The organism is Paenibacillus sp. sg306046 (genome assembly GCF_059821225.1).
Genome location: NZ_JCAMRT010000003.1, coordinates 298,266 through 317,431 on the forward strand (window position 1 = coordinate 298,266; position 19,166 = coordinate 317,431).

A 19,166-nucleotide genomic window follows, 5' to 3' on the forward strand; every position below is an offset into this window, starting at 1 on the left:
AGCTACCACACCCGTGCCCAAAACTTTTTTCGTCATCTTCATACGCTTTCCCCCTTTTAAGGTTACCTATGGTCCTGCTTATACTTGTCAACCCTTTACGGATCCAAGCATTACGCCTTTTACAAAATATTTCTGCAAGAACGGATAGACCAGCAGCATCGGGACCACCAATGTGACAACCCCTACCGACTTAATCATCTCGTTCATGACCAGCTGCTGCTCCATCACATCTGTAGTTGCGGCATTCACGATATCGTTTTTTGCCAGCAGAGCCTGGACGATGACCGTCAAATTTTGCATGTCTGTTTTGTTAATATACATAATGACATTCATGAAAGCATTCCAATAGCCTACTCCATAGAACAGGGCCAGCGTAGCCAGCATTGGGAGCGACAAAGGCAGCAGGATGCGAAGAAGCAGCGATAGATCCTTGCAGCCGTCAATCTGTGCAGCCTCCTCCACCTCCTGAGGAATGTTTTCAAAGTAGCTTTTCATCAACAGCATATTATAGGTGCTTATGAGTCCCGTAAGCCAGATGGCCCAATAGGAATCAATCAACGACAAGTTTTTCACGACGAGATAAGTTGGAATAATCCCGCCCGAGAACAGCATCGTAAAAACCATGGCAAGTACAAAATAACGCCGGCCCATCAAATAGGATCGTGACAATGGATACGCGGCAAGAAGCGTACTCAGCATACTTAAGGCAACGCCTGCAAGGGTAATAATTAAACTATTTTGGAAGGCTTTCAGCGCCGGTGTCACAAGGAAAAAGAACTTGTAAGCCGTAAGCTGGAAGCCGACCGGCCATAGAAACACATGTCCCGATTCTACGGAAGCCCGATCACTGAAGGATACGGCAATAATGTGAATGAACGGCAGCAAGCAAGTCAGCGCAAGCGCAGCAAGCAGCACGTAGTTAATCATGTAAAAAACTTTTTCGCCTCGGGTTGTTTTCAAGCGATCACCTCCTCAACATGATGCGCCAGCCAAAGCCTGCCTCGTAACTCGCAAGTCTTCGCAGCCTAACACAACTAAAACAAGGCTTGGTCAAATTTGCGTGCAATTCGGTTAGCAACCAGCACCAGCGTAAAGCTAATGACGGATTCAAATAAGCCGAGTGCGGTGCTCAAGCTAAACTGAGCTTGCTGCAGGCCTACTTTATAAATATAAGTACTTATGACCTCGGACACCCCAGCAACCGCCGGATTTTGCAGGTTATACACCTGGTCGAACCCCACCTCCATCACACGGCCCATAGCGAGAATCAGCAGCAGAATAATCGTATGGCGGATGCCTGGGATTGTAATATGCCATATTTGACGCCATTTGGAGGCGCCGTCCAAGCCCGCTGACTCGTAAAGCGACGGATCAATCGTCGTTAATGCAGCCAAATAAATGATCGTACTGAAACCCATTTCCTTCCATATCCCTGAGCCAACAAAAATGGTCAGCCATGAATTGGATTCATATAAAAAGGTGATCGGCTCGATGGACAGCAGCTTCAGCACCTTGTTTACCGAACCGTAATCCGTAGCGAACAGTGTCAGGACTAAGCCGGATACAATGACCCAAGAGAAAAAATGAGGCAAATAGATAATGGTCTGTACCCATTTTTTAAACCACAGCTTCCGTACTTCATTAAGTAAAATAGCAAGAATGATAGGAGCAGGGAACCCGAATACCAGATTCAAAAAGCTGAGCCAAAACGTATTCCATATCATTTGAATCGTATCGGAGCCCGAGAACAAAAACTTGAAATACTTTAATCCGACCCATGGACTATTCAGAATTCCATCATTAAAATTGTAGCTTTTGAAGGCGATGATCAATCCGCCCATAGGCCAATATTTGAATAACAAATAATAGGCAAGGACAGGAACCAGCATCATAAACAAGGGGATGTTCTTTTTTAAATTTCGTCTACGCCTAAGCAGCAGGGCTGCTTTACGCGCATCCGTTGCAGTAGAATCGGGAGCCATCCCTGCCTTAACGCTCATGTCGTCTTCACTCCTTTATTCTGTGGTAGTGCTTTCATTATAAAAGGTTCAAAAAAAAGAACCCTTAAAAATCTATAGATAATTCTATAAATTCATTGGGTTCTGTTTTCATTTATTGGGAAAGGGCTGTTTAGCTGCTCCGGTATTCCTTCGGCGACATCTGATACTGCTGCTTAAACACATTCGTAAAATAATTAGGCTCATCGAACCCGACTTCGCCAGCAATCTCGAAAATTTTCATATCCGTATTCCTGAGCAGCAACGCCGCCTTCTCCATACGGTAACGGGTGATGTAACGGGTTAAGGTTTCGCCGGTAACCTTCTTGAAGAGCACGCTGAAATAGCTTGGATTAAGGTGCACGTGGCCTGCCACATCCATCAGACGAATTTCCGAGCTGTATTTTTCCTCGATGTATTTTATGGCTTTTTCAATCATGCTTTTACTTTTGGATGACTGCCAGTTGGTGATGAGCTGCAAAAACTGATTAACTTGTTCCCCCGCCCACCCCATCACTTCAGCCGTTGTCCAATCCGTTCGAGGCATGTCAAAAGTAAACCCCGTAACGGGCTCCCTTACTTCCGTTTCCAGTTTATGCTGAATAGTCCGACGCAGAGCGATGGATAACGATAAGGCTTGAATATGCATTTCCTCCAACGAATGCGTTGCCATATCAACCAGCACGTGTTTCAAAAGCTGCTTCAGGCTGCTCTCCTCGCCCATCAAAATGGCTGACATCAGCTGAACCTCCAGCTCCTTGACCTTAGCTTGGTTCAAGGACATGGTCGCGCTGGATACCGTTTCGCTCAAGCTTTCTTTTGCAGCGGAATCGCTCCCTCCGCCCTTGGTTGCCTCGTACAGCTCCGCCAAATGCTCGGCTGATGGCGCAGGCCCGATAGGAACAATGGTAGTCCTCGTCTTCAAATACTGCATTGAGGCGCTGCGGATGTGTTCCTGAATAGCTTCGCCAAAGCCGTCTGGCTCCGCAACCGCTACAAATCGATGATGTTCAACGATGAATAGCCTTGCGTTGCTCCCGGATCGGCTTATAATTTCCTCAATGATATTGGACAAGGCAAATTGAATGAGGCTTAGCTCCGTTTTCCGATAATTTTTCACTGCTTCGTCATGATGGACCTGTAAGAGCCACAGCTTGCAGCCAGCCAACATGGCATTCAGCCGTTCATTTGCACCATATACAATCGGCAGGTCAAGCATAGCCGAACGAAGCTCCTGATCCTGCTGCAGCCTTTGCTGTACCTGCTGCTTTTGCTGCTGCATGTACTTGTCATAAAAGCGTTCTGACGCTTTACCCAGAACCCGGCGAACATCCTGCTCGGTGCACGGCTTGATCAGGAAATCAAGCGCCCCTAGCCTTACGGCAGCCTGAGCGTATTCGAAATTTTTATAGCCGGTTAAAATAATAACAAGCATCTCGGGATAGCATTGCCGCAGATGGCCGACAAATTCAATTCCATCCATAATAGGCATGCGAATATCCGTAAGCACCAAATCCGGTTGAAGCCTGCCTAGCAGCTCCAACGCATCCTGGCCGTTGCTGGCCTCGCCTACGACTCTCCACCCTTGTCCCTCTGCATCAACCATCATGCTCAAGCCCTTGCGGAAATTCGGCTGATCTTCCACAATGAGCACTTTACCCATCTGCATATTTCGCATCCCCTGTCCCCAAATAAATATAAGGAAGCACCAATCTCATCGTTGTTCCGGCATCAACTTCGCTTTTGATGTCCAGATAATAGGGAGAACCGCACACCAGCTCAATCCTTCTGACAACACTGCGAACCCCCAGGCTTTCCCGGTCATCTGAACGATACTGCGGCGCAATTCCTTTTCTCCCAAGTATGGAAGCAATAAGAGCTTCATTCATTCCGCAGCCGTTATCCGACACCTCAATGTCGAGATGTCCATCAACGATCCGTGCCCAGATGACCAGCTTTTTATCGGAAATTTTATTGCGGAAAGCATGCATGAACACATTTTCGACCAGCGGCTGTAAAATAAAGCGCATAATCTGGCAGTCCACAGTCGCTTCGTCGGCCTTAATTACAGTTTCAAAATCAGCCTCAAACAGCTCAGTTTGCAGCTTGACATAATTTTTAATTTGCTGAATTTCCTCCTGCACAGTAGTCAGCGTCCGTACAGGCATAAGCGAATATTTGAGCATTTCCGACAAGGCGCCAATCTGAGATGCCGTTTCTTTCTCATGATTCAAATAAAGCTTCCAGTAAATTTCATTCAACATATTATGCAGAAAATGTGGATTCAGCTGCGCCTGAAGCGCTTTCAATTCTGCCTCTCTTTCACTTAACTGCGTTAAATACACTTCCTTAATCAGCTGCCCTACCTGCAAAGTCATCTCATTGAAGCTTTCGCCAATATACGCAAGCTCATCCTTCGTCCTAATTTTGATCTGTGTGTCGAAATGTCCTGCCCGCACTCTTCTCAGGCCCTGCAGCAGCTCCTTGAGCGGTCTAAGCAATCGGCTTATAGACAATATGATCAAAATACTTGTGAACAAAATACTGGCAATGGCTGAATACAGGATGGCCTCAAGCTGATCACGATTTTTATCCCGTATTTCCATAAGCGATGTACCACTGACCAGCTTAAAATAAGATTCTTTGGATTGCCCCTGAACGAATAAATAATTATCCAGCAGCTTCGTTTGTTCAAGGCTGCCCAGCTGCTCCAATTTTTCAACAGAATCTGGGCTGGCATTGCTGTACAACAGCTCGTTGCCAGGATTGAACAAATACACTTTACCCATGCCCTCTTTAATCAGCTCCTTCAGCGCACTGGAGAAAAAAGACTCATCAATCACCATCACCAAAATCCCGTAGGTCTGCAAGGAGCTATTTTTCATAAATCGGGATATGACAATGGATTTTCTGAGACCGCTTGGCTCAATCGAGCTTGGAAGAAGCCTATTCATCCATACCAAATCTCCGTAGGAGTCACTTATCTTGAATCGAATATCGTTGACTGTATTGCTATCCAAATCATTGATTGCAGAAGAGGTGTAGCGAAAATAAGCCGGAGTTCCGTTTAAGTCATAGAGATACATAGCGTTAATATAAGGAGCATTCGATTTTATCTGAAAAATCTGGTCTTCAATCTGCTTTCTGTCGTAGTAAAGACTATAGGTTTCCTCCGAATCCTCCTTGGTTTGGTCAATCCGCGAGACCAGCCGCTCGATCTCCGGGTTAAAAACAATGGATTGCGAAATACGAACAATCTCCTGCATTTTGAGATCCAGCTTGGCCAGCGCCTCGTGGTTCGTACCCGAAAACTGTTTGCTAATCTCCTGCTCAAATAAATTCAAATTATTCAAGTAGGTATAATAGCCCGTTATTCCAAAAGTTAAAGCAATGATAACCGATAAGCTGAGAATCAGCTTTACTCTAAAGCTTCTGCCGATGCCTAATATAAACCGCGCTCCCATCATCTCTACATCGCACCTTTATTTTTTTGGTATACAGGCTTGCCGTACCTTGTTGAAATAAGTTATCAACTACATTATCACAGGTTAATCGTTCTCTCCAGCATAAGCTCGTTCATTTGTCCAAATCTATTAACGATGATGCCTACGCCAGCCTGACGAGCTTCAAGGCGCGCACGATGAACGGGTTAATCGCCCCTTCCTCGATGCCCGGCGAGCAAAACCGTACGCATAAGCACAGTCCTTCGCGATTATACATCATTAACAAATACTTTGGCAGGGGTACATCCACAGCCGCGAATGCCATGCCCGAGCAGCCTGCATATGGTAGAGCCCGAGGCAAGGAGGATGCCTCCCTCTATCGGTGGCAGTAAAAGAATATGCAACGTGACGGTATTCACCCTTGCCTGTGATCTACATCACTTACATCTGGTGTCATATTGTTTAAACTGTGAGCTATAGAACGGTAATCGTTATTTTCATCGAAAAGGGGAATCCGCTATGCAAAAAGTGACCACAAGCTCCACTCCACAATCTGCTTACAGAGGCTTGCCGCTGATCATCGTTTTGTTCGTCGCCGCGTTGTTCTCTCCGCTATTTTATTTTTTGATTCATCTGGCACTGGGCAATGAAGCGATGTTTCTCGCTCCGCTGCAATAATTTATCATACATGCAGAAAAAGGGTTGGCCCACAGGCCAGCCCCTTTTGGCTTGAGTTCATGAGCTGCATACGCCTGCGTTACCTCGTCCACGAACCGCCCTGCTTGGACCACCCCTCTTCATAGCCTTGACGGAAAATGACAGCGGCATCTGATTGTTGGCCTCTGAACGTCGCAGCTCCCGTGCGCTGGAACCTTCCGCGGCTTCTAACGTAAGAAGTTCTACAGTCGAAGCATCATCAGTTGAACTTAAAAGGAGTGACAACTCGCATGAAGAAAAGGTTGGCTTCCTGTTTCTTTTCCTCCTGCTGCTCGTCGCACCAGGCTGCGGCGTGTTGCAAAAGGTCGAGCAGCACGTAGATTTTGCCGCATCCACAACGGCTCATATGCAATCGTTAACCGAATTGGGACGAAATGCAGAGCAGCTGGTTGCGCAAGCCGCAACAGACCCCGAAGCGCGTGAAGCCTTGAAGCAGCGGTTGATCCAATTAAAAGAACAAATCACCAATATGCGCTTGAGGCATGTAATTGTGCCTTCAAGCGCTTTTTTCTGCTGCTGCATAGGCGTCCAAAAACCGCGCTCCAGCTCTATTTTGCTATTCGTGTCATAAGCTTAAAGAGTGTGCTGAAATGGCTAACGTCCAAAGCGACCTTGCGTGCAGTAGACGCCTTCTTTAGATTTTCATTCCTTGATCAGGAGGTAACCATGAGCAGTTTACATGACAGTTTCCCGCTGCAATCGGCGGACGCCTCACCGGCTGCCGAATTAGGCGCGCAGCTTCACCTTTCAGAGCAGCCCGGCGAGCCGCAGTCCGCAGCAGCAAAATGTTCAGCCTACGGCGAAAGCAGCGTGCTCGCAATCGGGTCAGGCTCCCTTTTACGCACACTCGCCTCCAGCCTGCAGCAATCCGGGCTTTCGCAGCTGCGTGTGCTGGATATACATACAGCACCGCGCGCGGAGCAGTCCACGCAAGCACAACGCGGCAGCAGCACAAAGCGACAGCCCCGACCGATGGACATGAAGGCGGTCAAGCTGCACAGCTTCACTGTAAGCGCGGACGATCTGCCTCTAGCCGGTGACGCCTCTGGCTGTGTGGAGGCGGTCGAGCCGCGCTGCTTCACGCTCAACGACTGGCAGGAGGCGGTCCGTCCATTTGACCTGATTATTTACGTCTCGCCGCACAGGCCGGATAGTCCTGCAGAGCTTTGGCCGACGGTCCAGTTCGCTTGCATGCTGGAGCAAAAGGTTGTTTTTCCGGCGTTTGGCATAGGCAGCCGGGGCATGACCGGTCCTGTTATTAGCCCGGACTGCCCGTACAACTGGACATCCGCTTGGTTGTGCCTGCATCAAGCCGCGCTTGACACACCTGGCGGGCAGCCCGCTCGCAGGCTTTCGCCCGTCAACGAAGCACTGCTCGTCAATCTGCTTGTATTCGAAAGCTTCAAGCTGCTTACACAATCGTCGGAGCCGGAAGCGATGCAGCAATTTTTTTTGCTGGATGCCGAGGGTGGCACAGGCGGCTGGCATACGTTTCACACTCACCCGTTCGTATCCGGAGGAGCGACAGCCAGGTATCTCGAAGATCCCGCAGGTTTGCTGATGGACTCGGATGAAACCGAAAGCGCCTCGGAAAGCTGGTACGACGTTTTTAACCGGCTGACCTCGCCTGTTACAGGCATTTTCCATTCGTGGGAGGAAGGCGAGTTAAGCCAGCTGCCGCTAAGCCAGTGCTGCGTCCAGCCCGTCGATCCGCTTCCGCCCCGCGAAGGCTGCGCCCCCGCAAATGTGCTGCCAGCTATAATCTGCGGCGGCTTGACCCATGAGGCTGCCCGCCGGGAAGCGGGGCTGCAGGGCATTGAAGCTTATGCGGCGCGGCTGGCCCGTTTGCCTGCCGATTCCGAAGTCGGCTCCGCAGGCAACGTCAGCCAACAGCAGGCTCCGCCCGCAATCGGAGCTGGCATGAGCTGGGCCGAAGCCATAGCCCGCAGCCTGCTGGCGGACCTGGACGCAGAGCTTGCTTCAACGACAGCCGTGCGGCCAGAAACACAATCATCGTGGACAAATTCGCCTGCATCTGGCAAGCCGTCAGCCATGCAGTCTCCTTGGACACAGCCGTCTTCTCCTTTTAACGACCCTGACGCTCCATATCTACTGACACAGCCGCCTCCACCTGCAAGTCACTTGCACATACAAGTTCCCTGGATGCGGTTCCCCCCGTCTGCGATGCAAGTGGAACCGGGCACGATCGAAGATCCCGAATGCCGTTTTTACATAAAAGCGCTGACGTTGCTGTACCGACAACCGCCGCAAATCGCCCGTGGCGAAGCTTTGCACGGTCTGCCTACCGCATGGGTCGGCTTAAACGGCTGGTGGCGGGGCTGTCCCGGACTGCACCCGATGTTAGCCTTGCGGCGAGCGCTTTTGTTGACGCTGCAATCAGGGCAAAACGCTGCGGCTGGCGGCAACCAGCCAACGCATGTGTCTGAGACACCTGGGCTTCAACGAAGGCAGGTCTCTGACAGTGAACCCGGATGGCCCAAGGCAAGCGGCGCGAACTTAACAGGACACGCGCTTCCATTACGCACATCGCAGCCCGCCATCGGGCCATTTGCGGCCTGCAAGCCTGGCGAAAATCCGGACTCCCAACCGCTGTTCCCACGCATTCGAGAGCATGAGGAGGAGCCGCACCGCTTAGTTGCTTGTGCTCTCCAGCTGCTGGCGCAAGCGGGAAAAGCGCCTCAATTTTTCGAGCTGGAGCTGGAGCCGTTTGTTCGCGATGGACCTGTTCGTATCATTGGCTGCGTGCTAGAGGAGGTGTCGGGTTGATGAGTGCCGCGATGACGATTATTGGCGAAGGACAGCTCGCGCTGCTTGTTCACGCCGAGCTGGCGGAGCGTTTCTACGTCACGCGGCAAAGCGAGGCTTCTGTGGTTATGCCAGCAGATTCGCAGATAACGCTGCTGCTGCGGGATGAAGCGGATGAAGCCTGGTTTGCAGCCGCTGAGCAGCGGCTTCAACGCGGCGGCACGCCTTGGCTCACCGGGTTCGTTTCGGTAGACGAAGCTGTCATCGGCCCGCTCGTTGTTCCCGGCACACCAGGCTGTGCCCAATGCGCCGAGCGGCGGCGTCAGCTTGCCGGACATGATTCAGACGAAAAGCTGCAGCTGCTAATGACCCGGCTGTTGACTGCCGACACAGACGCGGACACAGATGCTCACCAGCCGGCAATTTCATCGCTCGCGCTCCGTCAAGCCGCTTGCCTGATCGCCGCGGAAGCGGGCCGGGCGCTGGACGCCAACGTCTCGCCTTATGCCAGCACGTCAGCCAGCGCTAGCGACAACGTCTCGAACCGCGCCGGCAGCGACGCGGAAAACCAACTGCTGCTGCTCAACCTCCGCACCTTGCAGGCAACGCGGCATCCGCTGTTGCCTGATCCACTCTGTCCAGGCTGCGGCAGCTTGCCGGACGATTGCGCCGAAGCCGCCCGGATTATACTGCGTCCCAGTCCCAGGCTGCATGCCCAGAGCTACCGCAGCCGCCCGATGGAAGCGCTGAGTCGCTTGCTCCCGACGCGTTATGTCGATGCGCGGACTGGCCTGTTCAACAGCAGCGTCCACGATTTTTCCGCCCCGTTTGCAAGCTCGCTTGTGAATCTGCCGTTATTTTCCGGCAGTGACGAGCTGACAGGCGGGCGGGCGCATACCTTTGCGGAAAGCAAGCTGACTGCTATATTGGAAGGGCTGGAGCGGTATTGCGGGGTCGCTCCGCGCGGCAAACGGACGGTTGTCCAGGCAAGCTGGCGTTCGCTGAAGGAGCAGCAGCTGCACCCGTTTGACCCTCGCCGGGCAGGGCTGTACACGCCGGAGCAGTATGCACAGCCGGATTTCCCGTTTGAACCGTTTACGGAAGACCGCTCGCTAGCATGGGTATGGGGCTTTTCGTTAACGGAGGGACAGCCGCTGCTGCTGCCGGAACGGTTTGCCTACTATTCTTCCGCAGGCGACGGCAGCTTCGTGCAGGAAACCTCCAACGGCTGCGCGGTTGGCGGCAGTCTGGAGGAAGCGATCCTGCACGGACTGCTGGAGGTCGTCGAGCGCGATTCTTTTCTGCTGACCTGGTACGCGCGGTTGCCCGTCCCCCGTCTGGAGCTGCATAGCGCGGACGATCTGGAGCTGCTGTTTATGGTCGAACGGCTGGAAGCCTTAACCGGTTACGAGCTGCACGCCTTCAATACGACGCTGGAGCATGGCATTCCCAGTGTGTGGGTAATCGCGCGGCTTCGCCGAGACACAGCCCGGCAATCCGGCGGCAGCGTGAGCATGAACCTGCTTTGCGCAGCGGGCGCCCATCTGGACCCGGTCAAAGCGGTCAAAAGCGCCCTTCACGAGCTTGGCGGACTGCTGTTGCCGCTGAATGAAGCTTTTCAAAGCGAGCAGGAGCAGGCCGCGGCGATGCTGGAGGACGCTCTGCTTGTCCGCCGAATGGAGGACCATTCGCTGCTGTACGGCTTGCCGGAAGCGGAGCAGCGGCTGGATTTTCTGCTGAGTGAGCACCGGCACGACATGACCGCCGAATCCGCGCGCCCGGCTGCGCAATCGTTCCGGCAAGCATTTCCGCACCGGAGCGCTCATCCGGATCTGACTGAGGAGCTGCGCGAGATCGTGGAGCGCTTCCGCCGCTTGCTGTTGGAGGTGCTGGTCGTGGATCAGACGTCGCCGGATATGCGTCAGCTCGGCTTGCATGCGGTGAAAGTCATCGTTCCCGGCTTGCTGCCGATGACCTTCGGCCATCACCTTACCCGGCTGCACGGATTGACTCGGATACTGACGGTCCCTGCCCTCTTAGGCTATTCGAAACAGCCGCTGACCGCCCTGCAGCTCAATCCGCATCCCCATCCGTTTCCGTAAGCATGCCGCTTGCTGCGGTCGCCATCGTTGGCCCAGGGAATCCCCAACATGACCTGTTCATTGCGCCCCTTCATCCGGCGATCCGGGATACGAGCATTGCAAAAAGGCTGCGCCAGACAAATGGTCTGCACGCAGCCTTTCTGCTGCTTCCCTTTACCGACACCCATCGAGGATGCTGGATAAAGCTACACTAAATCGCCCAGTTGCCGTTGCGGAAAATCGCTTCGGTTGTCCCGTCCTGGGTCACGCCGTCGATATTCATGTCCGGCGAGCCGATCATAAAATCGACATGGATCAAGCTGCGATTAGCCCCTTTCGCCAGCAGCTCATCCGGCTGCATCGACGATCCCCCCTCCAGATTAACCGGGTACGCCTGACCGAGCGCGAGGTGGCACGATGCATTTTCATCAAACAGCGTGTTGTAGAAAATAACGTTCGAGTTGGAAATCGGCGAGTCGTGCGGCACCAGCGCGATTTCTCCGAGCCTGCCCGCTCCCTCGTCGGTCTCCAGCATTTTGGCCAACGCTTCGCTGCCCTGCTCGGCGCTGAAATCGACCACCTTGCCGTCCTTGAACGTCAGCGAAAAGCCGTCGATCACTTGCCCCTGGTAATTCAGCGGCTTGGTGCTGCGCACCGTGCCATTTGCGCTATCCTTGTGCGGCATCGTAAACACTTCCTCGGTCGGCATGTTCGGGTTAAACAGATGGCCCCGGCTGTTGCCTTTGGCTCCGCCCAGCCATTCATGCCCCTCTGGCAGCTCGACCGTCAGACTCGTGCCCGGTGCTTCATAACGAAGCTGCTTGTAGCGCTTGCTGTTCAGCAGCTCCACCTTTTGCAGCAGCGTCGCATTGTGATCCTGCCAAGCCTGAATCGGGTCGGCCGCTTCCAGACGGGTCGCGTCGATAATTCTCGCCCACAGCTGAGCGACGGCCTCCTGAGCAGGCAGCTCCGGAAATACTTTGGCCGCCCACTCCGGCGTAGCGTACGAGATCAGCGACCACGAGTTCGTGTGGTTCATCAGATAGGCGCGGTAGGCGCTCAGCGCAATGGATGCCGCCTTGGTCGCCGTCGCAATCCGCGTCGGGTCCACCCCGTTCAGCAGATCCGGGTTAGGCGCATAAATTTGAATAAAAGCCGCGCCGCCAGCCGCGTACTCCTCCATCGACTTGGCCCGCCATGCCGGATATTCTCCCAATGCTTCTTCAGGAGCGAGGCGGTATTTGATCAGCGCCAATTCCTCATCATTGTATTCCGTATGGACATGTCTTGCGCCCGCTTTGTACGCGCTCGCTACGATCAGCCGGACGAGGTCGGCGGCAGCGATCGGGGCCATCACAACGACGGTCTGATCCGGCTGGACGTTCACGCCGACCTTAACGGCCAGCTCCGCATAGTTTTCCAATTGCTTCGTTGTAGGGATCATCGACAAAATCTCCTTATGTACATCAGATTCATCCCATTATAGCGCCCGCACAGGTGAATTTCAAAAAGCCGCCCGGTCGCTTCGTCCTCCAGCTGCTCCCGCTTACAGCGCCAGCCTGCTGCCCTGCGCCGCCGTCAGCCACTGTCTGGCAATAAGCTGATGCCCGGCTGCGGTCGGATGAACGCCGTCCCATAACCAGTAAGCTGCATCGGCCCGCTGAGCCGCCGCATCGAACGCCGCCTGCAGCGGCACGAACACCGCCTCATGCTGCTGCGCCAGCCGCTGCACAATCGCGCTGTAATCATCCAGCTTCGCCCGCCATTCGCTCCAGCGCTCCACCGTGGCGCTGCCAGGCAGCGCAAACGGCTCGCACAGCACCAGGCCCGTGTCCGGCAGCACCTCGCGCGTCTCCGCGAGCAGATGCGTGTAAGCCCTTTCGAAACGGTCTGTCGCACCGCTCGGCAAGTCCGCCATGATCCGCCAGGCATCATTGACCCCGATCAAGATACTGATCAGCGCCGGTCGCAGGCTGATTGCATCTTCATTCCACCTCGCATACAAATCGGACACACGATTCCCGCTGATCCCCCGGTTGACAAATACCGGCAGCTCCTCCGCCAGCTTCACGCCCAGCTCGCCCGCAACCATCGGCACGTAGCCGCTGCCCAGCAGATGCCGATTATCTTCATTGCGCCCGCGGCCCGCGTCTGTGATCGAATCTCCCTGAAATAAAAACGTTCTGGATGTTTTCTCCATCCGTGCTCACCCTCCTGAATCAGTTAAAAGTTCCGTTCCCCTCCACCAGTATAAGCGCTTTCCAGATGGTGTAAAGCAGTTTTTCCGGGTGCTGCCGCAACCAGACAGCGACCGAACAGTAGCCTGCCAGCAAACGAACAGCAACCAGACGCTGCCGAACAGCCGGCGGACAGCAACCGGACCTCCATCGGCCGGCAGCATCGGCTCGAAGCCGCGGGCAGAGCCAGGCAAGCCGTAAAAAGAACGATGGAGCAAGCCCCGCGGCCCACCCCATCGTATCCAGTTCCTGCTATATGCGCGTTCTCTTCATAAGCGAAGCGCCTCGCTGCCGCCAGCGTCGAGAGCTTACTTCGCCACCAGCTTCGAGAAGTCGGCAAATGCCTGAATGTCCTCGGCGATGCCGGCCAGCAGCGCCAGCCGGTTGCGGCGCACAGCCTCATCGTCGGCCATGACCATTACCGCATCGAAGAAAGCGGTAATCGGCTCGCCGAGCGAAGCCAGCACGTCATAAGCGTCGGCCAGCCGCGCTTCCGCAACCGCCTGGGCAAATTGTCCGTGCGTCTGCTGCCATTTGTCATACAGCATGCCCTCAGCCGCTTCGGCGAACAACGCCGCATCGACCTCGCGGGAGTCCGCTTTTGCCGCCAGATTGCAGACGCGGTTAAACGACTCGACCGCCTTGCGCAGCGCATCCTTGTTGTCCTCGGAAGCTGCAGCAGCCAGCGCGTCGGCGCGCAGCAACGTGCGGCGCACGTCGACGGCGCCTGCGCCGAGAATCGCATCGACGACATCGTAGCGGATGCCGCGCTCGGTCAGCACATTTTTCACGCGCAGGTTGAAAAACTCCTGCAAATCGCGGCGAATGTCCGCCGCTTCCCGCTTCAAGCCGCGGCCTGCATGCACGTCCAGCGCGATCTCAAACAACGCAGGCAGCGTCAGCTCCAGCCCGTGCGCGAGCAGCGTGCTGACAATACCGGCCGCCTGGCGGCGCAGCGCGTACGGGTCCTGCGAGCCGGTCGGAATAATCCCGATCGAGAAGCAGCCGACGATCGTGTCGATTTTATCGGCGATGCCGACGAGCGCTCCGACGACCGTAGCAGGCGGATTGTCTCCAGCGTTGCGCGGCGAATAATGCTCGTTGATCGCACGCGCGACCGCCGCATCCTCGCCGGCCAGCGTCGCGTAATCCTCGCCCATAATCCCTTGCAGCTCAGGGAATTCATACACCATTTGCGAGACGAGGTCGAACTTGCAGATGTCCGCCGCGCGGCTCACATGGCTGGCCAGCGAGCTGTCCACGACGAGATGTCCGGCCAGCTTGTCGGCAATCGCCCGAATGCGTCGCACCTTGTCGCCGATCGAGCCAAGCTCCTCGTGGTACACGATCGCTTCCAGCTTCGCGAGCGCATCCGCGATCACGAGACGCTTATCCTCCTCGTAGAAAAACTTCGCGTCCGACAGCCGCGCGCGCAGCACCTTCTCGTTTCCTTTGGCTACGACATCCAGCGCCAGTTCATCGCCGTTACGCACTGTAACAAAGTGCGGCTGCAGCTTTCCTTCGCTGTCCAGCACCGGGAAATACCGCTGATGCTCGCGCATCGAGGTAATCAGCACCTCCTGCGGAATCGACAGAAACGCCGGATCAAACGAACCGGCAAGCACCGTCGGCGTTTCCACCAGAAACAGCACTTCCTCCAGCAAATCGTCCTTGACCGCAATATGCCAGCCACGCTCGGCAGCCAACGCGTCGATGCCCGCCGCAATCGCCTGACGGCGCTCCTCCACATCGGCCAGCACATGCTGCTCCTTCAATTTCTTCACATACTGCGCAGGCTGTCCGATGACCGCATCCTGTCCAAGGAAACGATGACCGCGCGTCACATTGCCGGACGCAACACCTGTAATTTCAAAGGGCACAACCTCCGCGCCGTGCAGCGCGACAAGCCAGCGGATCGGACGCACATAACGCAGCTCGTAGCCGCCCCACCGCATATTTTTCGGGAACGTCAGCGAAGTAATCAGTGCAGGCAACGCCTCCGGCAGCAGCGAAGCCGCCTCCACGCCCTGGCTGCTCTTTACGCCGTACACATAGTCCACACCGCCCAGCTCGCGGAAAAACAGCTCCTCCGGAGCGATGCCCTGGCTGCGTGCGAAGCCGAGCGCCGCTTTGCTCCAGTTGCCCGCCTCATCCTGCGCTACCTTGCGCGCCGGACCCTTTACTTCCTCGCTGACATCCTCCTGCTTGTCGGCCAGCGCCGTTACCAGCACAGCCAGCCGCCGAGGCGTCGCAAACGCCTGAACGCCCGCGTGAGCGAGTCGGCTCGATTCCAGCCACTTTTCCGTCTTCTCCTTCAGCTGCTCCATCGCAGCGCGTACGAACCGGGCAGGCACTTCCTCCAGCCCGATTTCCAACAGCAGATCCTTAGCCATGCTGCTCCACCCCTTTCTTCAGCAATGGGAAGCCAAGCCGCTCCCGCTCCTGCAAATAGGTCGCCGCCACCGAGCGGGCCAGATTGCGCACCCGTCCGATATAACCTGTCCGCTCCGTCACGCTGATCGCGCCGCGCGCATCCAGCAGGTTGAACGTATGCGAGCATTTCAACACATAATCGTAAGCCGGGAACACGAGGTTCAGCTCCATCGCCCGCTTTGCTTCCGCTTCATAGGTCGAGAACAGCTGGAACAGCATTGCCGCGTCCGACACCTCAAATGTATACTTCGAATGCTCGAACTCCGGCTGCTTGAACACGTCGCCATACGAAACGCCTTCCACCCATTCCAGGTCAAATACGTTTTCCTTCTCCTGAATATAGGAGGCAAGCCGCTCCATGCCGTACGTAATCTCGACAGCTACCGGGTGACAGTCAATCCCGCCGACCTGCTGGAAATACGTAAATTGCGTAATTTCCATCCCGTCCAGCCATACCTCCCAGCCGAGGCCCCAAGCGCCCAGCGTCGGCGACTCCCAGTTGTCCTCAACGAAGCGAATATCGTGCTGGCGGGGATCAATGCCGAGGCGCGCCAAGCTTTCCAGATACAGCTCCTGGATATTATCCGGCGACGGCTTCATAATCACCTGAAACTGGTGATGCTGGTACAGCCGATTCGGGTTCTCCCCGTAACGTCCGTCCGCCGGACGGCGGGAAGGCTCTACATAAGCGACATTCCACGGCTCCGGCCCAATCGTGCGCAGGAACGTCATCGGGTTCATCGTACCCGCGCCCTTCTCCGTGTCGTACGGCTGCACAACGATACAGTTTTGCTCTGCCCAGAACTGCTGCAGCGTCAGCGTCATTTGCTGAAAATTCATGGTCAATTCGCTCCCTTTCATTTAAATCATTCGGCTAAATGTTTCGGCGGCTAATCAGCGGCGCGTGTGGTGACGGTTATCGGCATGCAAAAAGCTCCCGTCCCTACGTCCGCCGATCTGGCCGACGTAGGGACGGGAGCTTTAGCTCTCGCGGTTCCACCCTACTTGGTTCTCCGGCTGGAGAACCCGCTTTTTTCCGAGGCATGTCTCTCGGGAGCGCCATGCTGCCTGGTCCGTCACTCCGGGCTTCCACTCTCCCCGGCTCGCTGCCTGTGCCGACGGTGTCCGGCAACCTTCTCCTTCATCGAGAACGATTCAATTCTGATGTTATTTTATGCGAACGGCTGTCTGATGTCAAATATTTCAGTTTGGGCAAACGTTTTAATTTACAAGCCTTGCTATTCAGTGAGTTCCAGCACTTCAATGCTGTCCACGTCGGCCAACACTTTTTTAAATAATTCTGTCAGATAATCACTCAGATCGCAACGCTTCCGCTGTGGATCATTTTCAAAGCTTGCTCTTGGGGTAATATTCAAACTAAAATTGTTTTCCATGCCGCTGTAACCTTGAATAACCACCATTAAACCTAGGATGGGAGGAAGCACGATCGCAGGAACTTCATCGTATATTTCTAGCTCCTTGCCTCCAAATTGCAAGCCTCCAAACAGCCTCTCCGAAATAATATCCGCAACTTCCTCGATAGTCAATTCAGATCGAAACGCAACGTCTCCAACAAGAAATGAGATTTTTTGCAACCTTTTCAGCCTCCCTTTTCTAATCAATCATCTTAACTCCGTTTGGCAACACTTTCTTCACAAATTCCTCTTCAGTCCTGCAGAAAAAAGTCGAACAGCCCCATAAGAAGCCGTTCGACTTTTTCTCAACGCTCGCTTTTATTCGCTATCATCTCTGGTTTCCAACTCCAGCACTTCAATGCTGTCCACGTCGGCCAACACTTTTTTAAATAATTCAGTCAGATAATCACTCAGATCGCAACGCTTCCGCTGTGGATCATTTTCAAAGCTTGCTCTTGGGGTAATATTCAAACTAAAATTGTTTTCCATGCCGCTGTAACCTTGAATAACCACCATTAAACCTAGGATGGGAGGAAGCACGATCGCAGGAACTTCATCGTATATTTCGAGCTCCTTGCCTCCAAATTTCAAGTCTGCGAACAGCCTCTCCGAAATAATATCGGCAACTTCCTCGATGGTCAATTCAGATCGAAACGCCACGTGCCCAACAAGAAATGAGATTTTTTGCAACTTTGCCAGCCTCCCTTGTCTAATCAATCATTTTAACTCCGTTTGGCAACACTTTCTTCACAAATTCCTCTTCAGTCCTGCAGAAAAAAGTCGAGCAGCCCCATAAGAAGCCGCTCGACTTTTTCCTCATCGCTCGCTTTTATTCGCTATCATCTCTGGTTTCCAACTCCAGCACTTCAATGCTGTCCACATCGGCCAGTACTTTTTTCAGCACTTCAGTCAAATAGTGGCTCAAATCGTACTCCTCCATTGTCCCATATTCAAAAGTTACGCTCGGATGAACACTTAAATTAAAGTGCTCTCTATATCCTTTGCCACTGTAACCGTTAATAATAAAAGATAGACCAAGAACGGGCGGAATCGTTACCGCTGGAACTTCATCGTAAATCTCTAGCTCCTTGCCGCCAAACCGTAACCCTCCGAACAACTTGTCGGAAATGATGTCTGAAACTTCTTCAATGGTCAGTTCGGATCGAAAGGATGCAGTCGCCACGAAAAACGGGATTTTTTTCAATTTCATGTCCCCTTTTACTTGAATTTATTGAAAATCATAGCATTCTGTCTGATTTCGTCCTGTGGGAAAAAGTTGAATTGCCCCATAAGAAGCCGCTCGACTTTTCCTCATCGCTCGCTTTTACTCGCTATCATCTCTGGTTTCCAACTCCAGCACTTCAATACTGTCCACGTCGGCCAGTACTTGTTTGAAAAGTTCAATCAGATAATTACTCAGATCACAACGCTTCTGCGGTAGATCACTCCCAAAGCTTACTCCTGGGACAATATCCAAAAAAAACCTGTTCTCCATACCGCTATAACCTTGGATAACCAAAGTCAAGCCCAGGATGGGAGGGAGCACGATCGCAGGAACTTCATCGTATATTTCGAGCTCTTTGCCTCCAAATTTTAAGCCTGCGAACAGCCTCTCCGAAATTATATCCGCAACTTCCTCGATGGTCATTTCCGATCGAAACGCCACGCCTCCAACAATAAACGGGATTTTAACCAATCAAATTCACCCTTTCTTGTCTAATCAATCATCTTAACTCCATTTGGCAACACTTTCTTCACAAACTCTTCTTCCGTCCATACTCGAAATGTAAATCGTTTCGAAGGTTCGTAACGATAACCAGAAAATGTATTCCTAAAAATTATTTCTAAATCATCGGATATTTTGGGCATTCCCCCCAAAAGCCTCCCGTCCCTAAAAGATCTTGAGGAACCAATTCTCGCAGCTAATTCATCACTTACTATAAAAGCATCCACATCAAAATCATTTGGATTAAACGCCGCATTAGCCTTATGCCTAATACCTGTAGCTAGTACAAAGAACCTAAAATAACGTTACTATATTTTCCTGTATGGTATACTCTAGATAGAATCTATCGAA

At 53.4% G+C, this 19,166-nt stretch carries 18 protein-coding genes; 5 read left to right on the forward strand and 13 right to left on the reverse strand.

Annotated elements, in window-relative coordinates:
• Positions 1-87 precede the first annotated feature (87 nt).
• From AC6ROY_RS04765 to AC6ROY_RS04785, 5 genes are all read right to left on the reverse strand, one after another.
• Positions 88-960: a carbohydrate ABC transporter permease gene (locus tag AC6ROY_RS04765; RefSeq protein WP_500098883.1), complete on the reverse strand. Its 873-nt coding sequence runs from the start codon at positions 958-960 to the stop codon at positions 88-90.
• Positions 961-1,034: 74 nt separating this feature from the next.
• Entirely contained in the window at positions 1,035-2,000 is a 966-nt protein-coding gene (locus AC6ROY_RS04770) for an ABC transporter permease (RefSeq protein ID WP_500098884.1), read from the reverse strand.
• Positions 2,001-2,130: 130 nt separating this feature from the next.
• The gene (locus tag AC6ROY_RS04775) at positions 2,131-3,666 is read right to left on the reverse strand and encodes a response regulator transcription factor (protein WP_500098885.1); all 1,536 of its coding nucleotides are present in this window, start codon (positions 3,664-3,666) and stop codon (positions 2,131-2,133) included.
• Entirely contained in the window at positions 3,653-5,464 is a 1,812-nt protein-coding gene (locus tag AC6ROY_RS04780) for a sensor histidine kinase (RefSeq protein ID WP_500098886.1), read from the reverse strand. The genes AC6ROY_RS04775 and AC6ROY_RS04780 overlap by 14 nt, the downstream gene beginning before the upstream one ends.
• 139 nt (positions 5,465-5,603) lie before the next feature.
• Positions 5,604-5,765 (reverse strand): hypothetical protein, encoded by a 162-nt coding sequence (locus AC6ROY_RS04785; protein WP_500098887.1) that lies wholly within the window; start codon positions 5,763-5,765, stop codon positions 5,604-5,606.
• Between the two features lie 194 nt (positions 5,766-5,959).
• Between AC6ROY_RS04785 and AC6ROY_RS04790 the strand changes: the two genes are divergently transcribed.
• From AC6ROY_RS04790 to AC6ROY_RS04805, 4 genes are all read left to right on the forward strand, one after another.
• On the forward strand, positions 5,960-6,118 hold the full coding sequence (locus tag AC6ROY_RS04790; protein WP_500098888.1) for a hypothetical protein: 159 nt from the start codon (positions 5,960-5,962) through the stop codon (positions 6,116-6,118).
• Positions 6,119-6,275: 157 nt separating this feature from the next.
• Positions 6,276-6,728 carry a DUF6376 family protein gene (locus tag AC6ROY_RS04795; RefSeq protein WP_500098889.1) on the forward strand — a complete coding sequence of 151 codons (453 nt, stop codon included), beginning with the start codon at positions 6,276-6,278 and terminating at the stop codon, positions 6,726-6,728.
• Positions 6,729-6,823: 95 nt separating this feature from the next.
• On the forward strand, positions 6,824-8,944 hold the full coding sequence (locus AC6ROY_RS04800) for a hypothetical protein (RefSeq protein WP_500098890.1): 2,121 nt from the start codon (positions 6,824-6,826) through the stop codon (positions 8,942-8,944).
• Complete coding sequence (locus AC6ROY_RS04805; protein WP_500098891.1) at positions 8,944-11,025, forward strand: TOMM precursor leader peptide-binding protein; 2,082 nt, start codon at positions 8,944-8,946, stop codon at positions 11,023-11,025. Before AC6ROY_RS04800 ends, AC6ROY_RS04805 begins: the two co-directional genes overlap by 1 nt.
• Positions 11,026-11,215: 190 nt before the next feature.
• Here AC6ROY_RS04805 and AC6ROY_RS04810 read toward each other — a convergent pair whose 3' ends face one another.
• Together AC6ROY_RS04810 and AC6ROY_RS04815 are read right to left on the reverse strand one after the other, a co-directional pair.
• On the reverse strand, positions 11,216-12,448 hold the full coding sequence (locus AC6ROY_RS04810) for an aminopeptidase (protein WP_500098892.1): 1,233 nt from the start codon (positions 12,446-12,448) through the stop codon (positions 11,216-11,218).
• 102 nt (positions 12,449-12,550) lie between these two features.
• A complete protein-coding gene (locus AC6ROY_RS04815; RefSeq protein ID WP_500098893.1) occupies positions 12,551-13,204 on the reverse strand; it encodes an SGNH/GDSL hydrolase family protein in 654 nt (217 codons plus the stop codon).
• A gap of 88 nt (positions 13,205-13,292) precedes the next feature.
• Here AC6ROY_RS04815 and AC6ROY_RS04820 point away from each other — a divergent pair, with 88 nt between their 5' ends.
• Entirely contained in the window at positions 13,293-13,442 is a 150-nt protein-coding gene (locus tag AC6ROY_RS04820) for a hypothetical protein (protein WP_500098894.1), read from the forward strand.
• 107 nt (positions 13,443-13,549) lie between these two features.
• Here AC6ROY_RS04820 and glyS read toward each other — a convergent pair whose 3' ends face one another.
• The 6 genes from glyS to AC6ROY_RS04850 all read right to left on the reverse strand — a co-directional run bounded on the left by glyS (position 13,550) and on the right by AC6ROY_RS04850 (position 18,785).
• Positions 13,550-15,634 (reverse strand): glycine--tRNA ligase subunit beta, encoded by a 2,085-nt coding sequence (gene glyS / locus AC6ROY_RS04825; RefSeq protein WP_500098896.1) that lies wholly within the window; start codon positions 15,632-15,634, stop codon positions 13,550-13,552.
• Positions 15,627-16,514: a glycine--tRNA ligase subunit alpha gene (glyQ, locus tag AC6ROY_RS04830; protein ID WP_500098897.1), complete on the reverse strand. Its 888-nt coding sequence runs from the start codon at positions 16,512-16,514 to the stop codon at positions 15,627-15,629. The genes glyS and glyQ overlap by 8 nt, the downstream gene beginning before the upstream one ends.
• Before the next feature lie 398 nt (positions 16,515-16,912).
• Positions 16,913-17,269 carry a hypothetical protein gene (locus AC6ROY_RS04835; protein ID WP_500098899.1) on the reverse strand — a complete coding sequence of 119 codons (357 nt, stop codon included), beginning with the start codon at positions 17,267-17,269 and terminating at the stop codon, positions 16,913-16,915.
• A 138-nt stretch (positions 17,270-17,407) separates the two neighbouring features.
• The gene (locus AC6ROY_RS04840; RefSeq protein ID WP_500098900.1) at positions 17,408-17,779 is read right to left on the reverse strand and encodes a hypothetical protein; all 372 of its coding nucleotides are present in this window, start codon (positions 17,777-17,779) and stop codon (positions 17,408-17,410) included.
• Between the two features lie 139 nt (positions 17,780-17,918).
• Positions 17,919-18,299, reverse strand: coding sequence for a hypothetical protein (locus tag AC6ROY_RS04845; protein ID WP_500098901.1), 381 nt, complete (start codon positions 18,297-18,299; stop codon positions 17,919-17,921).
• A gap of 114 nt (positions 18,300-18,413) precedes the next feature.
• The gene (locus AC6ROY_RS04850; RefSeq protein WP_500098902.1) at positions 18,414-18,785 is read right to left on the reverse strand and encodes a hypothetical protein; all 372 of its coding nucleotides are present in this window, start codon (positions 18,783-18,785) and stop codon (positions 18,414-18,416) included.
• Between the last annotated feature and the right edge of the window lie 381 nt (positions 18,786-19,166).

What these genes read in the sequence shown, in the direction of transcription:
- AC6ROY_RS04800 (WP_500098890.1), top strand. Translation starts at nt 6,824, where the DNA reads ATGAGCAGTTTACATGACAGTTTCCCGCTGCAATCGGCGGACGCCTCA.
- AC6ROY_RS04805 (WP_500098891.1), top strand. Translation starts at nt 8,944, where the DNA reads ATGAGTGCCGCGATGACGATTATTGGCGAAGGACAGCTCGCGCTGCTT.
- AC6ROY_RS04810 (WP_500098892.1), bottom strand. Translation starts at nt 12,448, where the DNA reads ATGATCCCTACAACGAAGCAATTGGAAAACTATGCGGAGCTGGCCGTT.
- AC6ROY_RS04780 (WP_500098886.1), bottom strand. Translation starts at nt 5,464, where the DNA reads ATGATGGGAGCGCGGTTTATATTAGGCATCGGCAGAAGCTTTAGAGTA.
- AC6ROY_RS04790 (WP_500098888.1), top strand. Translation starts at nt 5,960, where the DNA reads ATGCAAAAAGTGACCACAAGCTCCACTCCACAATCTGCTTACAGAGGC.
- AC6ROY_RS04845 (WP_500098901.1), bottom strand. Translation starts at nt 18,299, where the DNA reads ATGAAATTGAAAAAAATCCCGTTTTTCGTGGCGACTGCATCCTTTCGA.
- glyS (WP_500098896.1), bottom strand. Translation starts at nt 15,634, where the DNA reads ATGGCTAAGGATCTGCTGTTGGAAATCGGGCTGGAGGAAGTGCCTGCC.
- AC6ROY_RS04775 (WP_500098885.1), bottom strand. Translation starts at nt 3,666, where the DNA reads ATGCAGATGGGTAAAGTGCTCATTGTGGAAGATCAGCCGAATTTCCGC.
- AC6ROY_RS04815 (WP_500098893.1), bottom strand. Translation starts at nt 13,204, where the DNA reads ATGGAGAAAACATCCAGAACGTTTTTATTTCAGGGAGATTCGATCACA.
- AC6ROY_RS04785 (WP_500098887.1), bottom strand. Translation starts at nt 5,765, where the DNA reads ATGGCATTCGCGGCTGTGGATGTACCCCTGCCAAAGTATTTGTTAATG.
- glyQ (WP_500098897.1), bottom strand. Translation starts at nt 16,514, where the DNA reads ATGAATTTTCAGCAAATGACGCTGACGCTGCAGCAGTTCTGGGCAGAG.
- AC6ROY_RS04770 (WP_500098884.1), bottom strand. Translation starts at nt 2,000, where the DNA reads ATGAGCGTTAAGGCAGGGATGGCTCCCGATTCTACTGCAACGGATGCG.